The sequence below is a fragment of the Listeria farberi genome (assembly GCF_014229295.1).
Lineage (GTDB): Bacteria > Bacillota > Bacilli > Lactobacillales > Listeriaceae > Listeria > Listeria farberi.
Window position 1 is genome coordinate 1,155,322 of sequence record NZ_JAARZL010000001.1, and the last position, 15,564, is coordinate 1,170,885.

Here is a 15,564-nt window from a genome sequence, read left to right on the forward strand (position 1 = left end):
TTCAAAATGTATTTCATGTGTAAGAAAAATTCTCCACAAGTTTGCGCATTAATACTATACTATAGCAAATTAAGACTGGCAAGTAACCGAACCGCAAAATAAATACTTCTTATAGTTAACTATATGTACAAGTACAAAACAGCTATGGTATACTTATTAAATATGAAGCGAAAATTTTGTTAATGAAAACTATTCATGTTTTCATTGCCTAAAATAAAGAATGAAGTAAGGATTGGGCGTGAGCTATGTGCAAATAAATGAATCGTTTATGGAAGAACTAGCTTTAAAAAAAGTAAAACAAGAACGCAGAAAAAGATTGAAGTGGTTTGTTTATAAATTTCTAATGATTACCTTTGGGGCGATTTTAATGGGGGTAGGATTAGAACTTTTCCTTGTAAATAACCGAATTTTAGATGGTGGAGTCGTTGGTATTTCCATTATTATTTCTCAGTTAACACCGCTACCTTTAGGGGTTTTAACTTTTGTACTTAATATTCCATTTTTCATTATTGGTTACCGGAAAATCGGAAAAGTTTTTGCACTGTTTACTTTGTACGGAATTGCAGTTATGTCGATTGTCACGCTCGTCTTACATGATATGGATCCTGTGACAGATGATTTACTACTTGCGACTGTTTTTGGTGGAATGACGCTTGGACTTGGAGTAGGACTTGTTATTCGTAATGGCGGGGCGCTAGATGGCACAGAAATTATTTCTATTATCATCAACGGACGGACACCATTTTCAACAGGGCAAATTATTATGTTTATTAATATTGTTATTTTTATCGTTGCAGGAATTGTGTTCAACTGGGACCGAGCGATGTATTCATTAATTACATACTTTTTAGCGTATAAAGTAATTGATATTGTTATTCAAGGTGTAGATGAATCGAAAAGTGCTTTTATTATTAGTCGTTATTACGAGGAAATTGGCGCAGAAATTATGGAGCAGCTTGGAAAAGGTGTCACATACTTAGATGCAACTGGTGGCTATTCCGGTGATGTAAGAAAAGTAGTTTTCGTTATCGTCTCTAGATTTGAAGAAGTAAAAGTGAAAGCCATTCTGGATGAAATAGATCCAGAAGCCTTCTTAGCTGTTGGGGGAAGCATGTCAGAAGTCCGCGGCGGAAAACTGATGAACACGAAAACTCCGCACCTATAACAAAGCAGAAACCATATATCTCCTACTTGAGATATGTGGTTTTTTGACGAAAGGAAACATTTGTTTGTATAATAGGGCTAGAGTATGAGCGACAGAATGAATAGATATGCTATAATAAAACAAGCAAAAAAGGAATGGGTGGGACTTGAAATGGCGACACAAAAGAAAAAAACGACTGGGCGAAAGAAATCGTCCACACGTTCAAAAAAGAAAAAATCTGCTTCTTTTCGTTTAGAAATAACTGGCGCTATTTTGATAGCGATAGGAATAATCGGGATTTTACAATTAGGTTTTGTTGGCAGAGGTTTCTTTGCCTTAGCTGAACTGTTTGTTGGTCTTCTTAGTTATGTATTACTTTCTGGAATTGTTATTTTTGGCGGATACATGCTAATCAGAAGAAAGAGACCACAGCTTTTTAACAAACGGTTAGTAGGTGTCTATCTAATAGTTTTAGGATTTTTAACATATATACATATGTATTTCATCATCCATAATTTAGGTGCGAATGCGCCTATTGTTTCCAGTACATGGAAATTAGTGCTAGAAAATTTATTTAGACCAAATCAAGTAGGTTTTGTTGGTGCAGGAATGATTGGAGCTGTTATTACTTCGGCTACCTATTTCTTATTAGACCGACTGGGGACTAATATTATCGCCATTCTTTTAATTATTTATGGTTTTTCACTCGTATCAGGTATTTCTGTACGCCAATTTTTCTCAAAAATTACTGAATTTGTTCGCTACTTATTTTCAAAAGGAAAGGCTGCTACAGAAAAAAGTAAAGAAGTAAAAGCTAAACGAGACAAAAAGAAAGCGGAAAAATTAGTAGAAGTAGAAGCGGATGAAGTAATCGAGGTAAGTCAACCGATTGATCCTTCAAAAGAAGAAAAAACACCGCCAATTATTTCGAATTTTAGTTCTAAAGTAGAACAAGAAAAAGCTCCTCTAGAAGAAAAAACAGAGTCCCAAGTAAAAGAAAAAGATTTAGAAATGTTCCAACAAGAATCTTTTGAAAATGAAATATATCAATTACCGTCAGTGGATATTTTAGAACCTGCCAAAGTAACTGATCAAAGTAAAGAATACGACCAAATTAAAGTTAATGCGAAAAAATTAGAAGACACCTTTGAGAGTTTTGGAGTGAAAGCTAAAATCACTCAAGTGCATCTTGGACCAGCCGTTACGAAATATGAAGTCCAACCGTCTGTCGGAGTCAAAGTGAGTAAAATTGTTTCCTTAAGTGATGATATTGCACTTGCTTTAGCAGCGAAAGATATTCGAATTGAGGCGCCAATACCTGGTAAATCAGCAATTGGTATTGAAGTGGCAAACCAAAATGTAGCAATGGTTTCTTTACGGGAAGTATTAGAAAATAATCCGAAAAATAATCCAGATGAAAAATTACAAATTGCTCTAGGTAGGGATATTTCAGGTGAAGCGATGATGGCGAGCCTTGATAAAATGCCTCATTTACTTGTAGCCGGGGCAACTGGTAGTGGTAAATCTGTTTGTATTAATGGTATTATTACGAGCATTTTACTTCGAGCTAAACCGCATGAAGTTAAAATGATGATGATTGATCCAAAAATGGTTGAATTAAATGTTTATAATGGTATCCCGCATTTACTAGCACCAGTTGTTACTAATCCGAAAAAGGCAGCTCAAGCTTTACAAAAAGTAGTTGCTGAAATGGAGCGTCGTTATGATTTGTTTTCGCATACAGGCACACGAAATATGCAAGGCTATAATGATTACGTAAAAAAACATAATGAACTTAACGAAGAAAAACAACCGGAATTACCATTTATAGTTGTGATAGTAGATGAATTAGCAGACTTAATGATGGTTGCTTCTAACGATGTAGAAGATGCAATTACACGACTTGCACAAATGGCACGTGCCGCGGGAATTCATTTGATTATCGCGACTCAACGTCCATCTGTGGATGTAATTACTGGAGTCATTAAAGCGAATATCCCTTCTCGAATCGCATTTGCTGTATCGAGCTCGATAGATTCAAGAACAATTCTTGATATGGGCGGAGCGGAAAAACTACTAGGTCGCGGAGACATGTTGTTACTTCCAGTTGGCTCTAGTAAGCCAACTCGTATTCAAGGTGCCTTTTTGTCGGATAGAGAAGTGGAAGATGTGGTTAATTATGTTATCTCACAACAAAAAGCGCAGTACAACGAGGAAATGATTCCTGATGATATTCCTGACGTTGAAGGGGAAGTAACAGATGAGCTTTATCATGAAGCAGTCGAACTTGTTGTAGAAATGCAAACAGCTTCCGTTTCGATGTTACAACGAAAATTCCGAATTGGTTATAACCGGGCAGCAAGATTAATTGATGAAATGGAACAAAGAGGAGTAGTTGGACCCCATGAAGGTAGTAAACCACGACGAGTCAATGTGGAACTTCCTCCAGATATAGAATAAATAAAAAGAGGTTGCGATTTTGGTCGCAACCTCTTTTTTAAGAAAGTAAATCTCGTTTTTGAGCTTCAATTTCTTTTTTACTTGTAGCATATTTTCCTTGAGTACGGTCAAGTAATTCATCGAAGAAAGAAGGTAAGTTGCTTTTGCTAAGTTCAACGCCTTCAGCAGTAATCCCGCCTTTTGTAGCAACACGGTCGATTAAGCCGCTAAACGTATAATCTTCCTCCACTAAAAGTTTAGAAGTCCCAGCTAAAGCAAAATTAATCATTTGAAAAATTTCTGCATCTGACAAAGTTGACCTGCGAAGAGCTGCTTCCACGAATTGTTCGAAAATAGCCGCTATAATGCCAGGGGAGGAACTCGTTAAGTCACTCGCAATATCAATATTTTCCTCTCGAATTGTCATCACATGCCCCAAATTTTCAAAGGCGGATTCTAACCAAGTGCTGTTCGTTTCCGAAACAGTATCTGCGTGTGAAATTAAGGTAGTTCCAACACCAACTACTGTTGTGATTGAAGGTATTAATTTACTTACTTGTAAATTAGGAGAGATTTCCAAAATGTCAGAGGTACTAACTCCGGCCGCAATTGAAATCACATGTCGGTCTGCCGTTAATACAGCTTCACAATCTTTAATAAGGGGTAAAACGGCTAAAGGTAATTTACAAATAAAACTATGATCTGCTTTTGTAAAAACTTCAGCTTCATTGGCTGCTAATTCGGCTGTAGGATATTTATCATAAAATTGCTTGAAATGGTCGTTTGCAGAACTAGAGTAAAGGATGATTTCCTCTGGAGTACAAACTTTTGTTTCAATCAATTTAGTCGCGATTAACGTTGCCATACTCCCAAAACCGATAAAACCTATTTTTGTCATTTTCATCCCGCCTTTCTTCGTTAGCTTTTATTATGAAGGGAACAAAAAAGGATTGCAAATAAATTAGATTGTTTGCTTTTTCACGTTAACGCGCTTCTGCCTAAGGATAAGCTTGAAATCGAATGATTCCGACAGAATTAAATTTTCTGAATTCATTTGCATTAAAATTTTCTGAAGTTGGTTATTTATTTATTTTATTTTCCATGTTATATTAAGAACAGTTAGAGAAGACGTTAAATGTTTTTGTGCGTTTTCCGAAAAAGGGACCATACATAATTTTTTAATACGCGCCTGAATGTTTGTTTTGACAGAAAGCTCTGACTAACATTATATCTCTCGGGAGGGGTTTTAAGGTGAAAAAGCGTACATTTGCTTTAGCACTATCAATGATTATTGCTTCTGGCGTTATCCTAGGTGCTTGTGGTTCGAGCAGCGACGATAAAAAAAGTGGCGATGATAAGAGCAGTAAAGATTTTACAGTAGCTATGGTTACAGATACTGGTGGCGTTGATGACCGTTCGTTTAACCAATCAGCATGGGAAGGCTTACAAAAATTCGGTAAAGCTAACGACATGAAAAAAGGTACAGATGGTTATAACTATTTGCAATCAGCTTCTGAAGCAGACTACAAAACAAACTTAAACACTGCTGTTCGTAGCGACTATGATTTGATTTACGGAATTGGTTACAAACTGAAAGATGCAATTGAAGAAGTTTCTAAACAAAAACCTAAAAATCAATTCGCTATTGTTGATGACACAATTGATGACCGTGATAATGTAGTAAGTATTGGATTTAAAGATAATGATGGTTCTTACCTAGTTGGCGTTGTAGCTGGCTTAACAACAAAATCAAATAAAGTTGGATTTGTTGGCGGGGTAAAAGGAGCAGTTATCGACCGTTTTGAAGCTGGTTTCACTGCTGGTGTAAAAGCTGTTAATCCTGATGCAACAATCGATGTACAATATGCAAACGATTTCGCAAAAGCAGATAAAGGACAACAAATCGCTTCTTCCATGTATTCAAGCGGAGTTGATGTGATTTTCCATGCTGCCGGCGGAACTGGTAATGGTGTCTTTGCAGAAGCTAAAAACTTGAAGAAAAAAGATCCTAGCCGTGCTGTTTGGGTAATCGGTGTTGACCGTGACCAATGGGACGAAGGAAAAGTTACAGCAAATGATGGCAAAGATTACAATGTAACACTTACATCTGAAATCAAACGCGTTGATATCGCTGTAGATGACCTTGCAACTCGTACTAAAGCTGGAGATTTCCCTGGTGGAACTAAAATTGAATATGGTCTTGATAAAAATGCTGTAGGTCTTTCTGAGCATCAAGATAATATTTCTAAAGATGTTTTAGCTAAGGTAGAAGAATACAAACAAAAAATCGTTGATGGGGACATTAAAGTTCCAGAAAAACCTTGATTTTATAATTATAAAAACTGAGTAATATGAACGAAGTAAAACCTTTTATGAAAGTCGGTATTAATTGTACCGACTTTCATAAAAAAATAATTTGTAAGCGTTTTAATATGATAGGTAAACCCTTTTACTCAAAGAAAATAATCGGTATATTGGAATTTATGATTGCAATGAATGCCATTTAGAAATAAAATAAGGAGATGGCTTTTTTAATCGCTTAAAATATGAAGACAGAGTTTCGTACATAGTTGGTATAATAAATGTAGTTAGAAACATACCAAAGCGCTTGAGAAAAAGTCATTGAACAACAAACGGATAAAAAACTCGGAACCTTCTTTGGAAGGAAGTACGGGGAGAGGCGGCGTCCTTCGAGAGAATCGCGCGTGTGGCTGTTTTTCCAGTTTGAACTAGACGACAAGGGGAGTGAAGAAGTGGACTTTGTTATTGAAATGTTAGGAATCAGGAAGGAATTCTCTGGATTTGTAGCAAATGATAACATCACCTTACAGTTAAAGCAGGGCGAAATCCATGCTTTGTTAGGTGAGAATGGCGCAGGAAAATCTACGCTAATGAACGTCTTGTTTGGTCTATATGAACCAGATGGTGGAGAAATTCGTGTTCGCGGTACGAAAGAAAATATTAATAGCCCGAACAAAGCGAATGAGCTTGGAATCGGAATGGTCCATCAGCATTTCATGTTAGTGGATAAATTTACGGTTGCAGAAAACATTATCCTTGGTAAAGAGCCAAGCAAATTCGGCGTTATCGAAAAGAAAAAAGCAGTAGAAGAAATTAAAGAAATCTCTGACCGTTATGGTTTACGAGTTGATCCAAATGCTGTTGTCCGCGATATTTCTATCGGAATGCAACAACGTGTGGAAATCTTAAAAACACTGTATCGTGGTGCTGATATCTTGATTTTTGATGAACCAACAGCTGTTTTAACGCCCCAAGAAATTAAAGAATTGATTCAAATCATGCGTTCTCTTATTAAAGAAGGGAAATCAATTATTTTAATTACACATAAATTAAAAGAAATTATGGATGTTTGTGATCGGGTAACCGTTATCCGCCGTGGTAAAGGCATGGGTACAGTAAATGTCCCAGAAACAACTCCGCAAGATTTAGCTAATTTAATGGTTGGTCGTGAAGTCGTTTTTACAACAGAAAAAATCGCTGCAACTCCTGGGAAAGACGTTTTAGAAGTAAAAGATTTAGTTGTTAAAGAAAGCCGTGGTGTCGAAAGTGTCCGTGGACTTAATTTGACTGTTCGAGCAGGCGAGATTGTCGGAATTGCTGGGGTCGATGGTAATGGTCAAAGTGAACTCATTTCTGCAATTGCAGGTCTTTCTAAAGTAACAAGTGGAAGCATTCTTCTAAATGGTGAACACATTGAGAATAAAAAGCCACGTAAAATTACAGAAGCTGGTTTAGGACATATTCCAGAAGATCGTCATAAACATGGTTTAGTACTTGAGATGTCACTTGGAGAAAATATTGCTTTACAAACGTACTATAAGAAACCTATTTCTAGTAAAGGGTTCTTAAATCATAAAGCAATGTATGACTTTGCACGTGAGTTAATTGAAGAATACGATGTTCGTGCAAGTAGCGAATACGTAGCAGCAAAATCACTTTCTGGTGGTAACCAACAAAAAGCGATTATTGCAAGGGAGATACACCGTAATCCAGATTTCTTAATTGCGGCTCAACCAACACGTGGACTAGATGTTGGTGCAATTGAATTCATTCATAGACGCTTGATTGAACAACGAGATAATGGAAAAGCTGTCTTACTTATGTCGTTTGAATTAGATGAAATTATGAATGTTAGTGACCGTATTGCGGTTATTTACGAAGGGAAAATCGTTGCTATTGTTGATCCGAAAGAAACAACGGAGCAAGAACTTGGTCTGATGATGGCTGGTTCATCCAAACAGGAAGCGGAAATGGGGGAGAAAGAGCATGTCTAAACGACTACAAGCATTAGTTATCCCAGTTACTGCCGTTATTCTTGGACTTATCTGCGGTGCGATTATCATGCTTATTTTTGGATATGACCCAATTGCTGGTTACTCAGCGCTTATAGAAGGTGTCGTTGGAGAAAATTTCTATATTGGTGAAACAATCCGCCAAGCTACACCTTACATTTTAGTTGGTCTATCTGTTGCAGTTGCCTTTAAAGCTGGACTTTTCAACATTGGTGCAGAAGGTCAAATGCTTATGGGGTGGTTAGGCTCTATCATCATCGCTGTAAACTTTGATGGTTTAACAAAATGGATTCATTTGCCACTTGCGATTATTACTGGTATGGTTTTTGGAGCACTTTGGGCATTCATTCCAGGTATTTTAAAAGCAACTTTACGTGTAAATGAAGTTATTGTAACAATTATGCTTAATTACACAGCACTGTATATTTTCAACTATGTCGTACAAAATTTACTTACAGACGGTTTAGATAAAACACAAGAAATTCATGCGTCTGCGTCTTTACAATCTGAATTATTGCAATCAATGACAGATTATTCGTCACTACATTGGGGGATTTTAATTGCCCTTGGTTTTGCACTTATTATTTGGTTAATGTTAAATAAAACTACTTTTGGTTATGAAATCGAAGCAGTTGGTTTTAACGAAAATGCATCGCAATATGCCGGTATGAGTGTAAAGAAAACAATTGTTTTTTCTATGGTTATTGCCGGAGCGCTCGCTGGTCTAGGTGGCGTAATGGAAGGCCTCGGAACATATGGAACGGCTTATGTCTTAACTTCTTCTCCTGGGATTGGTTTTGACGGTATTGCCGTTGCATTACTCGGAGGAAGTTCTCCAATTGGGATTGTCTTCTCTGCTATCTTGTTTGGCGCTCTAAAAGTCGGAGCACTAAACATGCCAGCAGTTGCGGGCGTTCCAAACGAATTAGTCAATGTAATTATCGCTCTGATTATCTTCTTTGTGGCATCCAGCTACATTATCCGCTGGGCGATGGCAAAATTTAAGAAGGGGGCGAAAGCAGAATGACAGCCATTTTAGCGACAATTGTTTCTAGTACACTGCTTATGGCAGGCCCACTAATTTTTACTGCTCTCGGGGGCGTTTATTCAGAACGAGGCGGTGTGGTTAATATTGGACTAGAAGGTATGATGGTTATGGGAGCATTCTCTGCTATCGTCTTTAACCTTACTTTCCAAGATACTTTCGGCAATTTAACTCCTTGGATTTCACTTATTGCGGCGATGCTTGTTGGGGGATTATTTTCACTTGTTCATGCCGTTGCAACAATTAACTTTCGCGCTGACCACGTAATCAGTGGTGTAGCGATTAACTTTTTAGCAACTGGTCTATCTTTATTCCTTGTAAAAGTAATTTATGATAAAGGCCAAACTGACCAAATTAAATATTACTTTGGTAAACCGGATATTCCTGTTTTAAGTGATATTCCAGTTATTGGTGATATTTTCTTTAAAAACATTCCGGTGATGAGTTATGTGGCGATTCTGTTTGCAATCGCATCTTGGTTTATCATTTATAAAACCCGCTTTGGTCTTCGTCTTCGATCTGTAGGGGAACATCCTCTTGCAGCTGACACAATGGGAATTAAAGTACGCTGGATGAGATACCAAGGCGTTATCATCTCTGGTATTCTTGGTGGTCTAGGTGGCGCGGTTTATGCCCAATCCTTTACGCTTGATTTCGGACATGCAACTATTTCCGGTCAAGGTTATATGGCTCTTGCAGCAATGATCTTTGGTAAATGGAATCCACTTGGAGCAATGGGAGCAGCAATTTTCTTTGGTTTTGCGCAATGTTTGGCAATTACTGGGGGCTCACTACCATTTTTCAAAGATATTCCAGACGTTTACTTACAAATTGCGCCTTATGTATTAACAATCCTTGCACTTGTTGGCTTTATCGGTAAATCCGAAGCTCCAAAAGCAGATGGCGTTAACTACATTAAAGGAAAATAAAATATTAGCACAGCCTAGATATTATTCTAGGCTGTTTTTTTATGCTAGAAAATTGTGTGTGGCAATAACTTAGGATACAATAGGAAAGTGAGATCATTGCTTGAAAGGAGCATTATAATGACAGACAAAATATTTCAAGAAAAAGTTGGCCCGGTTGCACTAACAATCGTTCCCACCCAAAAATATAAATCTAATAAAATTGTTTTTAAATTTCGCGCTCCATTAGAAAGAAAAACAGTCACAAAAAGATCATTATTATCCATTTTGCTAGAAACAAACAGTAAAAAATATCCAACGCAAACGGCTTTCAGAAAGCAGTTAGCCAACTTATATGGCGCAAATTTCTATACTACGACAGCCAAAAAAGGAAACGAACATGTTTTAACTGTCGTTTTTGATATGATAGATGGCCAATATGTCTCTGATGGACAAAATATTTTAAAAGATGCATTTGCTTTTATCGAACAAGCTCTATTTCAGCCAAATGCAACAAATGGCGCTTTTGATGAAGAAATAGTTGCCCGTGAAAAAGAGAATCTAAAAAGTAGCTTAGAAGGAATTTATGATGATAAAATTCGTTTTGCTTCTAAAAGACTAGTTGAAGAAATGTTCCGAGACGATGAATTTCGCTACGGGGCGGCAGGGGTTTTAGAAGATGTTGATGCGATTACAGCAAAAGATTTATATGAATATTATTTGAAATTTATCAAAGAAGATGTCATTGAAATTTTTATTTGCGGCGATGTTACAAAAGAAGAAGTTATGCCGCTTATCGAAAAAATGGCTTTTTCACCGCATCCAGAACGAAAAGGTGTTTTCTATACAAAAGAGGCACCAAAAGAAACTCGTGTCATCCATGAAAAACAAGCAATTAACCAAGGTAAACTAGTGCTTGGTTATCAAACAGAAACATTATTTGGAGATGATGATTTTGTTTCTCTTCAACTCGCTAATGGACTTTTAGGTGGGTTTGCAAATTCCAAAATCTTTATCAATGTTCGCGAAAAAGCAAGTCTAGCCTATTATGCTTCCAGTCGAATTGATTCTTTCAAAGGCTATATGATAATTTCAGCTGGAATTGATGAAGTGAATTATAAACAAGCTTTAACCATTATTGAAGAGCAAATTGTCGCAATGAAACAAGGCGATTTCACAGAAGATGAATTAAATCAAACGAAAGAAATGCTCATTAATCAATTGCTTGAAACGAATGACCAAGCACAAGGTTTAATTGAACTTGCTTATAATAACGTTTTACGCGAAGCAAACTTAGACCTAGAAAATTGGATTACAAAAATTAAACAAGCCACAAAACAAGAAGTAGTTGCTGCTATTAATAAAATCAAGCCAGATACAATATATTTCTTGAGTAAGGGAGGAGAAGAACTTCATGGAAAAAATCACATTTGAACAAGTAAAAGAAGCTGTATTTCATGAAAAAATGTCTAATGGTTTACAAGTCTACCTTCTTCCAAAACAAGGATTTAGTAAGACATATGCTGTTTTTACAACTAACTACGGTGCAATTGACAATAATTTTGTTCCAATTGGCGAAACTGAATTCACTAAAGTACCCGATGGTATAGCTCATTTTTTAGAGCACAAAATGTTCGAAAAAGAAGACGGCGATGTATTTTTTAAATTCGGTGAAAAAGGTGCTTTTACGAATGCCTTCACTTCATTTACAAAAACTGCCTATCTTTTCTCAAGTACATCTCGTGTAGAAGAAAATTTAGAAACATTAATCGATTTCGTGCAAGAACCATATTTTACAGAAGAAACAGTTGAAAAAGAAAAAGGAATTATCGGTCAAGAAATCAGAATGTATGATGATGATCCAGATTTTCGCGCTTACTTTGGTGTAATTGAAAATATGTATCACAACCATCCAGTAAAAATTGATATTGCCGGAACTGTTGAATCAATTGCAGAAATTAATAAAGACCTGCTGTACCTTTGCTATAATACTTTTTATCATCCAAGCAATATGGTGCTGTTTGTTGTTGGTAATCTAGAGCCGGAAGAAATGATGAACCAAATTCGTGCAAATCAAGCGAAAAAAGATTTCAAAGAGGCTGCTCCAATCAAACGCCATTTTCCAGATGAACCAAAAACTGTTGCTTTAAAAGAACGTAAAATTCATTTTCCAGTACAAATTGCTAAAAATATGGTAGGTATCAAGGAAGATATCGGGTCTTTAGAAGGACGAGCTGCTATTAAACAAGAGATTATTGGTGATGTAGCGCTTGAAATGCTTTTTGGTACTACCTCTGATACTTATTTGGAATTATACAACGAAGGAATCATTGATGATAGTTTTGGTTATGATTATACACTGCAAGACAGTTTTTCCTTTGTCCTTGTTGGTGGGGATGCAAAAGACCCAGACATGCAAACAACTAAAATCATTGAAGCTATTCAAAGAGCAGCTAAAAACGGCTTAAATGAAGCGGATTTGGCATTAGTAAAACGTAAACGTATTGGACAATTTTTACGCTCGCTTAATTCACCAGAGTTTATTGCCAACCAATTTAGTCAATATGTAATGAAATCTGCTTCTTTATTTGATATTTTACCTTTAATGGAAACAGTTACATTAGAAGAAGTAAATAATTTCGTGAAAAACCTAGACATCGAAGAGCGTACTACTAGTTTCCAATTGCTTCCAGAAAAATAGATGTTCTATGTCTTTTTTTACTTTTTTAGTATAAAAAATAGCATAAATTCCAGAGTCATGCTATCATAAAAGAAATAGACTGGAAAGGGTTGCCTTTTTTTGGATAAAGATATAAAATATGCTTTTATTACTGGCGCTAGCGGAGAAATAGGTCAAGCGATTTGTATATCACTTGCAAAAGCTGGCTGGAACTTGTATCTTCATTATCATCAAAATAAACAAGCTGTGGAGAATTTATTACCACTACTACAAGCTGAAAAAATAGATGTATTTCTTATTCAAGCTGATTTCGATGATGCGTCAAGTTTGGCAGAAATGGAAAAGCAAGTTTTTCAAGTAGATGCATTTATCCATGCAGCGGGGCATTCTCACTATGCTTTATTCCAGGACACAACAGATATAGAAACTACAAAATTATGGAATGTGCACATGTTTATGCCAATGCGTTTAATTCGCATCTTCATTCCAAAGCTAATGAAAAGCAGTCAAGGAAGGATTGTTTTCATCAGTTCTATATGGGGAGAAGTCGGAGCATCAATGGAAGTAGTTTATTCCACTGTAAAAGGGGCTCAAATCGCCTTTTGCCGTGCGCTAAGTCAAGAATTAGGGCCTTCTGGAATAACTGTTAATGCAGTGACACCAGGAGCGGTAGAAACGAAAATGATGGACCAATTTTCAGCGGATGAAAAAGAAGTACTTCGTGAGGAAATTCCCTTGAAACGCTTTGCAAAACCTGAAGAAATTGCAGAAACTGTAGAATTTTTAATAAGCAAAAAAGCAAGCTATATCACTGGAGAAGTTTTGCGCTTAAATGGCGGTTGGCTTATGTAATTTTAGTAAAAAGTGGAAAATTGAAATAATGGTAGGTGTTTAATTTTGACAGAACTCGGTGATAAACTGAAACAAGCTAGACGTGAAAAAGGACTCAGTTTAGACGACTTGCAACAAATAACGAAAATTCAAAAACGTTATTTAATTGCGATAGAAGAAGGAAACTATGCTGTAATGCCTGGAAAATTTTATGCAAGGGCATTTATTAAACAATATGCAGAAGCAGTTGGACTAGATAGTGCAACACTTTTTGATGAGTTTGAAAGCGAGGTTCCTGAAACACCGCAACAAGAAGTAGTAAATAATGAGCCAACTCGTGTACAAAGTAAAAGAAATCCTATGCCTGCCCAATCGGTCGGCAATCAGGCTAACTCTCGTAATCGTTTCTTTGATATTTTACCAAAAATTCTTATTGCTTTATTTATTGTTTTTATTCTTTTCATTATTTGGTTTTTCTTGCTTAATAAACAAGATACTTCCTCTGAGAAAGTAAAAACTGATACAAGCAATCCGACTGTAAAAGTTGAAGATTCAACAAAAAATAAAGACACAAGCAAAGACACGGAGAAAAAAGATACTACAACTGATGAAAAAAAAGCAACAGATACAACTAAAAAAACAGACGACACGGCGAAAGAAGTGGAAGTAACTAAAGGTGAAACATCTGGAAACGAAACTAGTTATACAGTAAAAAACACGGATAAAATGACACTTTCCCTTAGCGCAACTGGTGATTCTTGGATTGGTGTATCGGATGCAAATGGAAGCACTATTCAAAACGTAACGCTATCCACGTCCAACCCTACTGCTGAAATTGATTTAGGCGATAACAAAACAGTTTCAATTGTTATTGGAAATTCACCTGTTACGACAGTTAAAATTAATGGTAAAGCGTTAGAACTTGCTCCAACGCTAGTTAAACAAGTGTTAACTATTAATTTAGAAGCAAGTGATACTACTAGTAACTCAGATGCAGAATAATTTGTTTTATATGGCGAAATCTACTCATTAGGTTTCGCCAACATTTTTATCATTACATACTATTTAAATGTAAAAAGGGGAGAAAAAGATGAATTTACCAAATAAATTAACGGTTATCCGTATTTTTATGATACCAATTTTTGTCATTCTATGTGTTGTGCCATTTGACTGGGGAAGTGTCTCCTGGCTTGATTCGACCATTCCGGTTACAAGTTTAGTAGCCACTATTATTTTCATCGTAGCTGCCCTTACAGATTGGTTCGATGGATATCTAGCACGTAAATATAATTTAATTACAAACTTCGGTAAATTTGCAGATCCGATGGCAGATAAACTACTTGTAGCAGCTGCATTTATTATTCTTGTAGAAATGCATATTGCCCCATCTTGGGTGGTTATTTTAATCATCAGTCGCGAACTTGCTGTAACAGGTCTGCGTCTACTTCTTGTGGAAGGTGGCGAAGTTTTAGCAGCTGGTCAACTTGGGAAAATTAAAACATTCACACAAATGATTGCAATTCCACTTATGTTATTAAATAATTTCCCATTTGCTTGGACAGGTATCCGCGTCGACTTAATTTTCTTATATGTATGTGCATTTTTTGCAGTATGGTCTGGAATAGACTATTTCTACAAAAATCGTGGAGTATTTAAAGGCTCTATGTAAATAAGAAAGCATACCTTCTTTAAGATACTGATAAAGCCGATTACTGGCGTAGACCATATAGTATGAACAATATACGAACCTTACTGAGAAAATATACACCATACAAAGAACCAAGTATTTCAACTTTTGAAATACTTGGTTCTTTATTTGGTTGGTAAATGTTGAGTGCAATTAAGCTATTTTTTAAATGAGTTAAAATATTCAACTAGATAATCAATATATATTTCTATCAATTCATTATCATTTTTAGTGGGGTATTTATTTTGAATATTGGAGGATATGATAATATTTGTGGCTTGCGGATAATAATTTCTACCATACCATAATGAGATGTTTTTTAGATTAAATATTTTATTATCAATACTATATAATGCCAAAATATAACCATTAATAAAATCTGAAACATTTGAAAAAACATTATAATTGCTAAGATACATACCAGGTCTCTCTTTTATTGAATCTAAAAAAATAAGGGTGGCGTCTATATGATTTTTAGTATCCATGACTTCCTCCTAAATGATCTAATAAAATAACTATA

General features: G+C 36.0%; 13 protein-coding genes. 11 read left to right on the plus strand and 2 right to left on the minus strand.

Annotated elements, in window-relative coordinates:
• The first annotated feature begins 238 nt into the window (after positions 1 to 238).
• Positions 239 to 1,165: a YitT family protein gene (locus HCB38_RS05815; RefSeq protein ID WP_185318714.1), complete on the plus strand. Its 927-nt coding sequence runs from the start codon at positions 239 to 241 to the stop codon at positions 1,163 to 1,165.
• A 150-nt stretch (positions 1,166 to 1,315) separates the two neighbouring features.
• The gene (locus tag HCB38_RS05820) at positions 1,316 to 3,604 is read left to right on the plus strand and encodes an FtsK/SpoIIIE family DNA translocase (RefSeq protein WP_185319013.1); all 2,289 of its coding nucleotides are present in this window, start codon (positions 1,316 to 1,318) and stop codon (positions 3,602 to 3,604) included.
• Positions 3,605 to 3,641: 37 nt separating this feature from the next.
• On the opposite strand, the gene proG is transcribed toward HCB38_RS05820, so the two are convergent.
• A complete protein-coding gene (proG, locus tag HCB38_RS05825; RefSeq protein WP_185318715.1) occupies positions 3,642 to 4,481 on the minus strand; it encodes a pyrroline-5-carboxylate reductase ProG in 840 nt (279 codons plus the stop codon).
• Between the two features lie 353 nt (positions 4,482 to 4,834).
• Here proG and HCB38_RS05830 point away from each other — a divergent pair, with 353 nt between their 5' ends.
• The 9 genes from HCB38_RS05830 (at position 4,835) to pgsA (ending at position 15,026) form a co-directional block, all read left to right on the plus strand.
• A complete protein-coding gene (locus tag HCB38_RS05830) occupies positions 4,835 to 5,908 on the plus strand; it encodes a BMP family lipoprotein (protein WP_185318716.1) in 1,074 nt (357 codons plus the stop codon).
• A gap of 428 nt (positions 5,909 to 6,336) precedes the next feature.
• Positions 6,337 to 7,878: an ABC transporter ATP-binding protein gene (locus HCB38_RS05835; protein ID WP_185318717.1), complete on the plus strand. Its 1,542-nt coding sequence runs from the start codon at positions 6,337 to 6,339 to the stop codon at positions 7,876 to 7,878.
• Positions 7,871 to 8,923, plus strand: a complete 1,053-nt coding sequence (locus HCB38_RS05840; protein ID WP_185318718.1) for an ABC transporter permease — start codon at positions 7,871 to 7,873, stop codon at positions 8,921 to 8,923. Before HCB38_RS05835 ends, HCB38_RS05840 begins: the two co-directional genes overlap by 8 nt.
• Positions 8,920 to 9,870 (plus strand): ABC transporter permease, encoded by a 951-nt coding sequence (locus tag HCB38_RS05845; RefSeq protein ID WP_160463862.1) that lies wholly within the window; start codon positions 8,920 to 8,922, stop codon positions 9,868 to 9,870. Before HCB38_RS05840 ends, HCB38_RS05845 begins: the two co-directional genes overlap by 4 nt.
• 117 nt (positions 9,871 to 9,987) lie before the next feature.
• Positions 9,988 to 11,280, plus strand: a complete 1,293-nt coding sequence (gene yfmF / locus HCB38_RS05850; protein WP_185318719.1) for an EF-P 5-aminopentanol modification-associated protein YfmF — start codon at positions 9,988 to 9,990, stop codon at positions 11,278 to 11,280.
• Positions 11,261 to 12,547, plus strand: coding sequence for an EF-P 5-aminopentanol modification-associated protein YfmH (gene yfmH / locus HCB38_RS05855; protein ID WP_185637816.1), 1,287 nt, complete (start codon positions 11,261 to 11,263; stop codon positions 12,545 to 12,547). The genes yfmF and yfmH overlap by 20 nt, the downstream gene beginning before the upstream one ends.
• Positions 12,548 to 12,646: 99 nt before the next feature.
• Complete coding sequence (ymfI, locus tag HCB38_RS05860) at positions 12,647 to 13,378, plus strand: elongation factor P 5-aminopentanone reductase (RefSeq protein WP_185318721.1); 732 nt, start codon at positions 12,647 to 12,649, stop codon at positions 13,376 to 13,378.
• A 45-nt stretch (positions 13,379 to 13,423) separates the two neighbouring features.
• Entirely contained in the window at positions 13,424 to 14,359 is a 936-nt protein-coding gene (locus HCB38_RS05865) for a helix-turn-helix domain-containing protein (RefSeq protein WP_185318722.1), read from the plus strand.
• An 88-nt stretch (positions 14,360 to 14,447) separates the two neighbouring features.
• Positions 14,448 to 15,026: a CDP-diacylglycerol--glycerol-3-phosphate 3-phosphatidyltransferase gene (gene pgsA / locus HCB38_RS05870; protein WP_185318723.1), complete on the plus strand. Its 579-nt coding sequence runs from the start codon at positions 14,448 to 14,450 to the stop codon at positions 15,024 to 15,026.
• A gap of 176 nt (positions 15,027 to 15,202) precedes the next feature.
• Here pgsA and HCB38_RS05875 read toward each other — a convergent pair whose 3' ends face one another.
• On the minus strand, positions 15,203 to 15,529 hold the full coding sequence (locus HCB38_RS05875) for a hypothetical protein (RefSeq protein WP_185318724.1): 327 nt from the start codon (positions 15,527 to 15,529) through the stop codon (positions 15,203 to 15,205).
• Between the last annotated feature and the right edge of the window lie 35 nt (positions 15,530 to 15,564).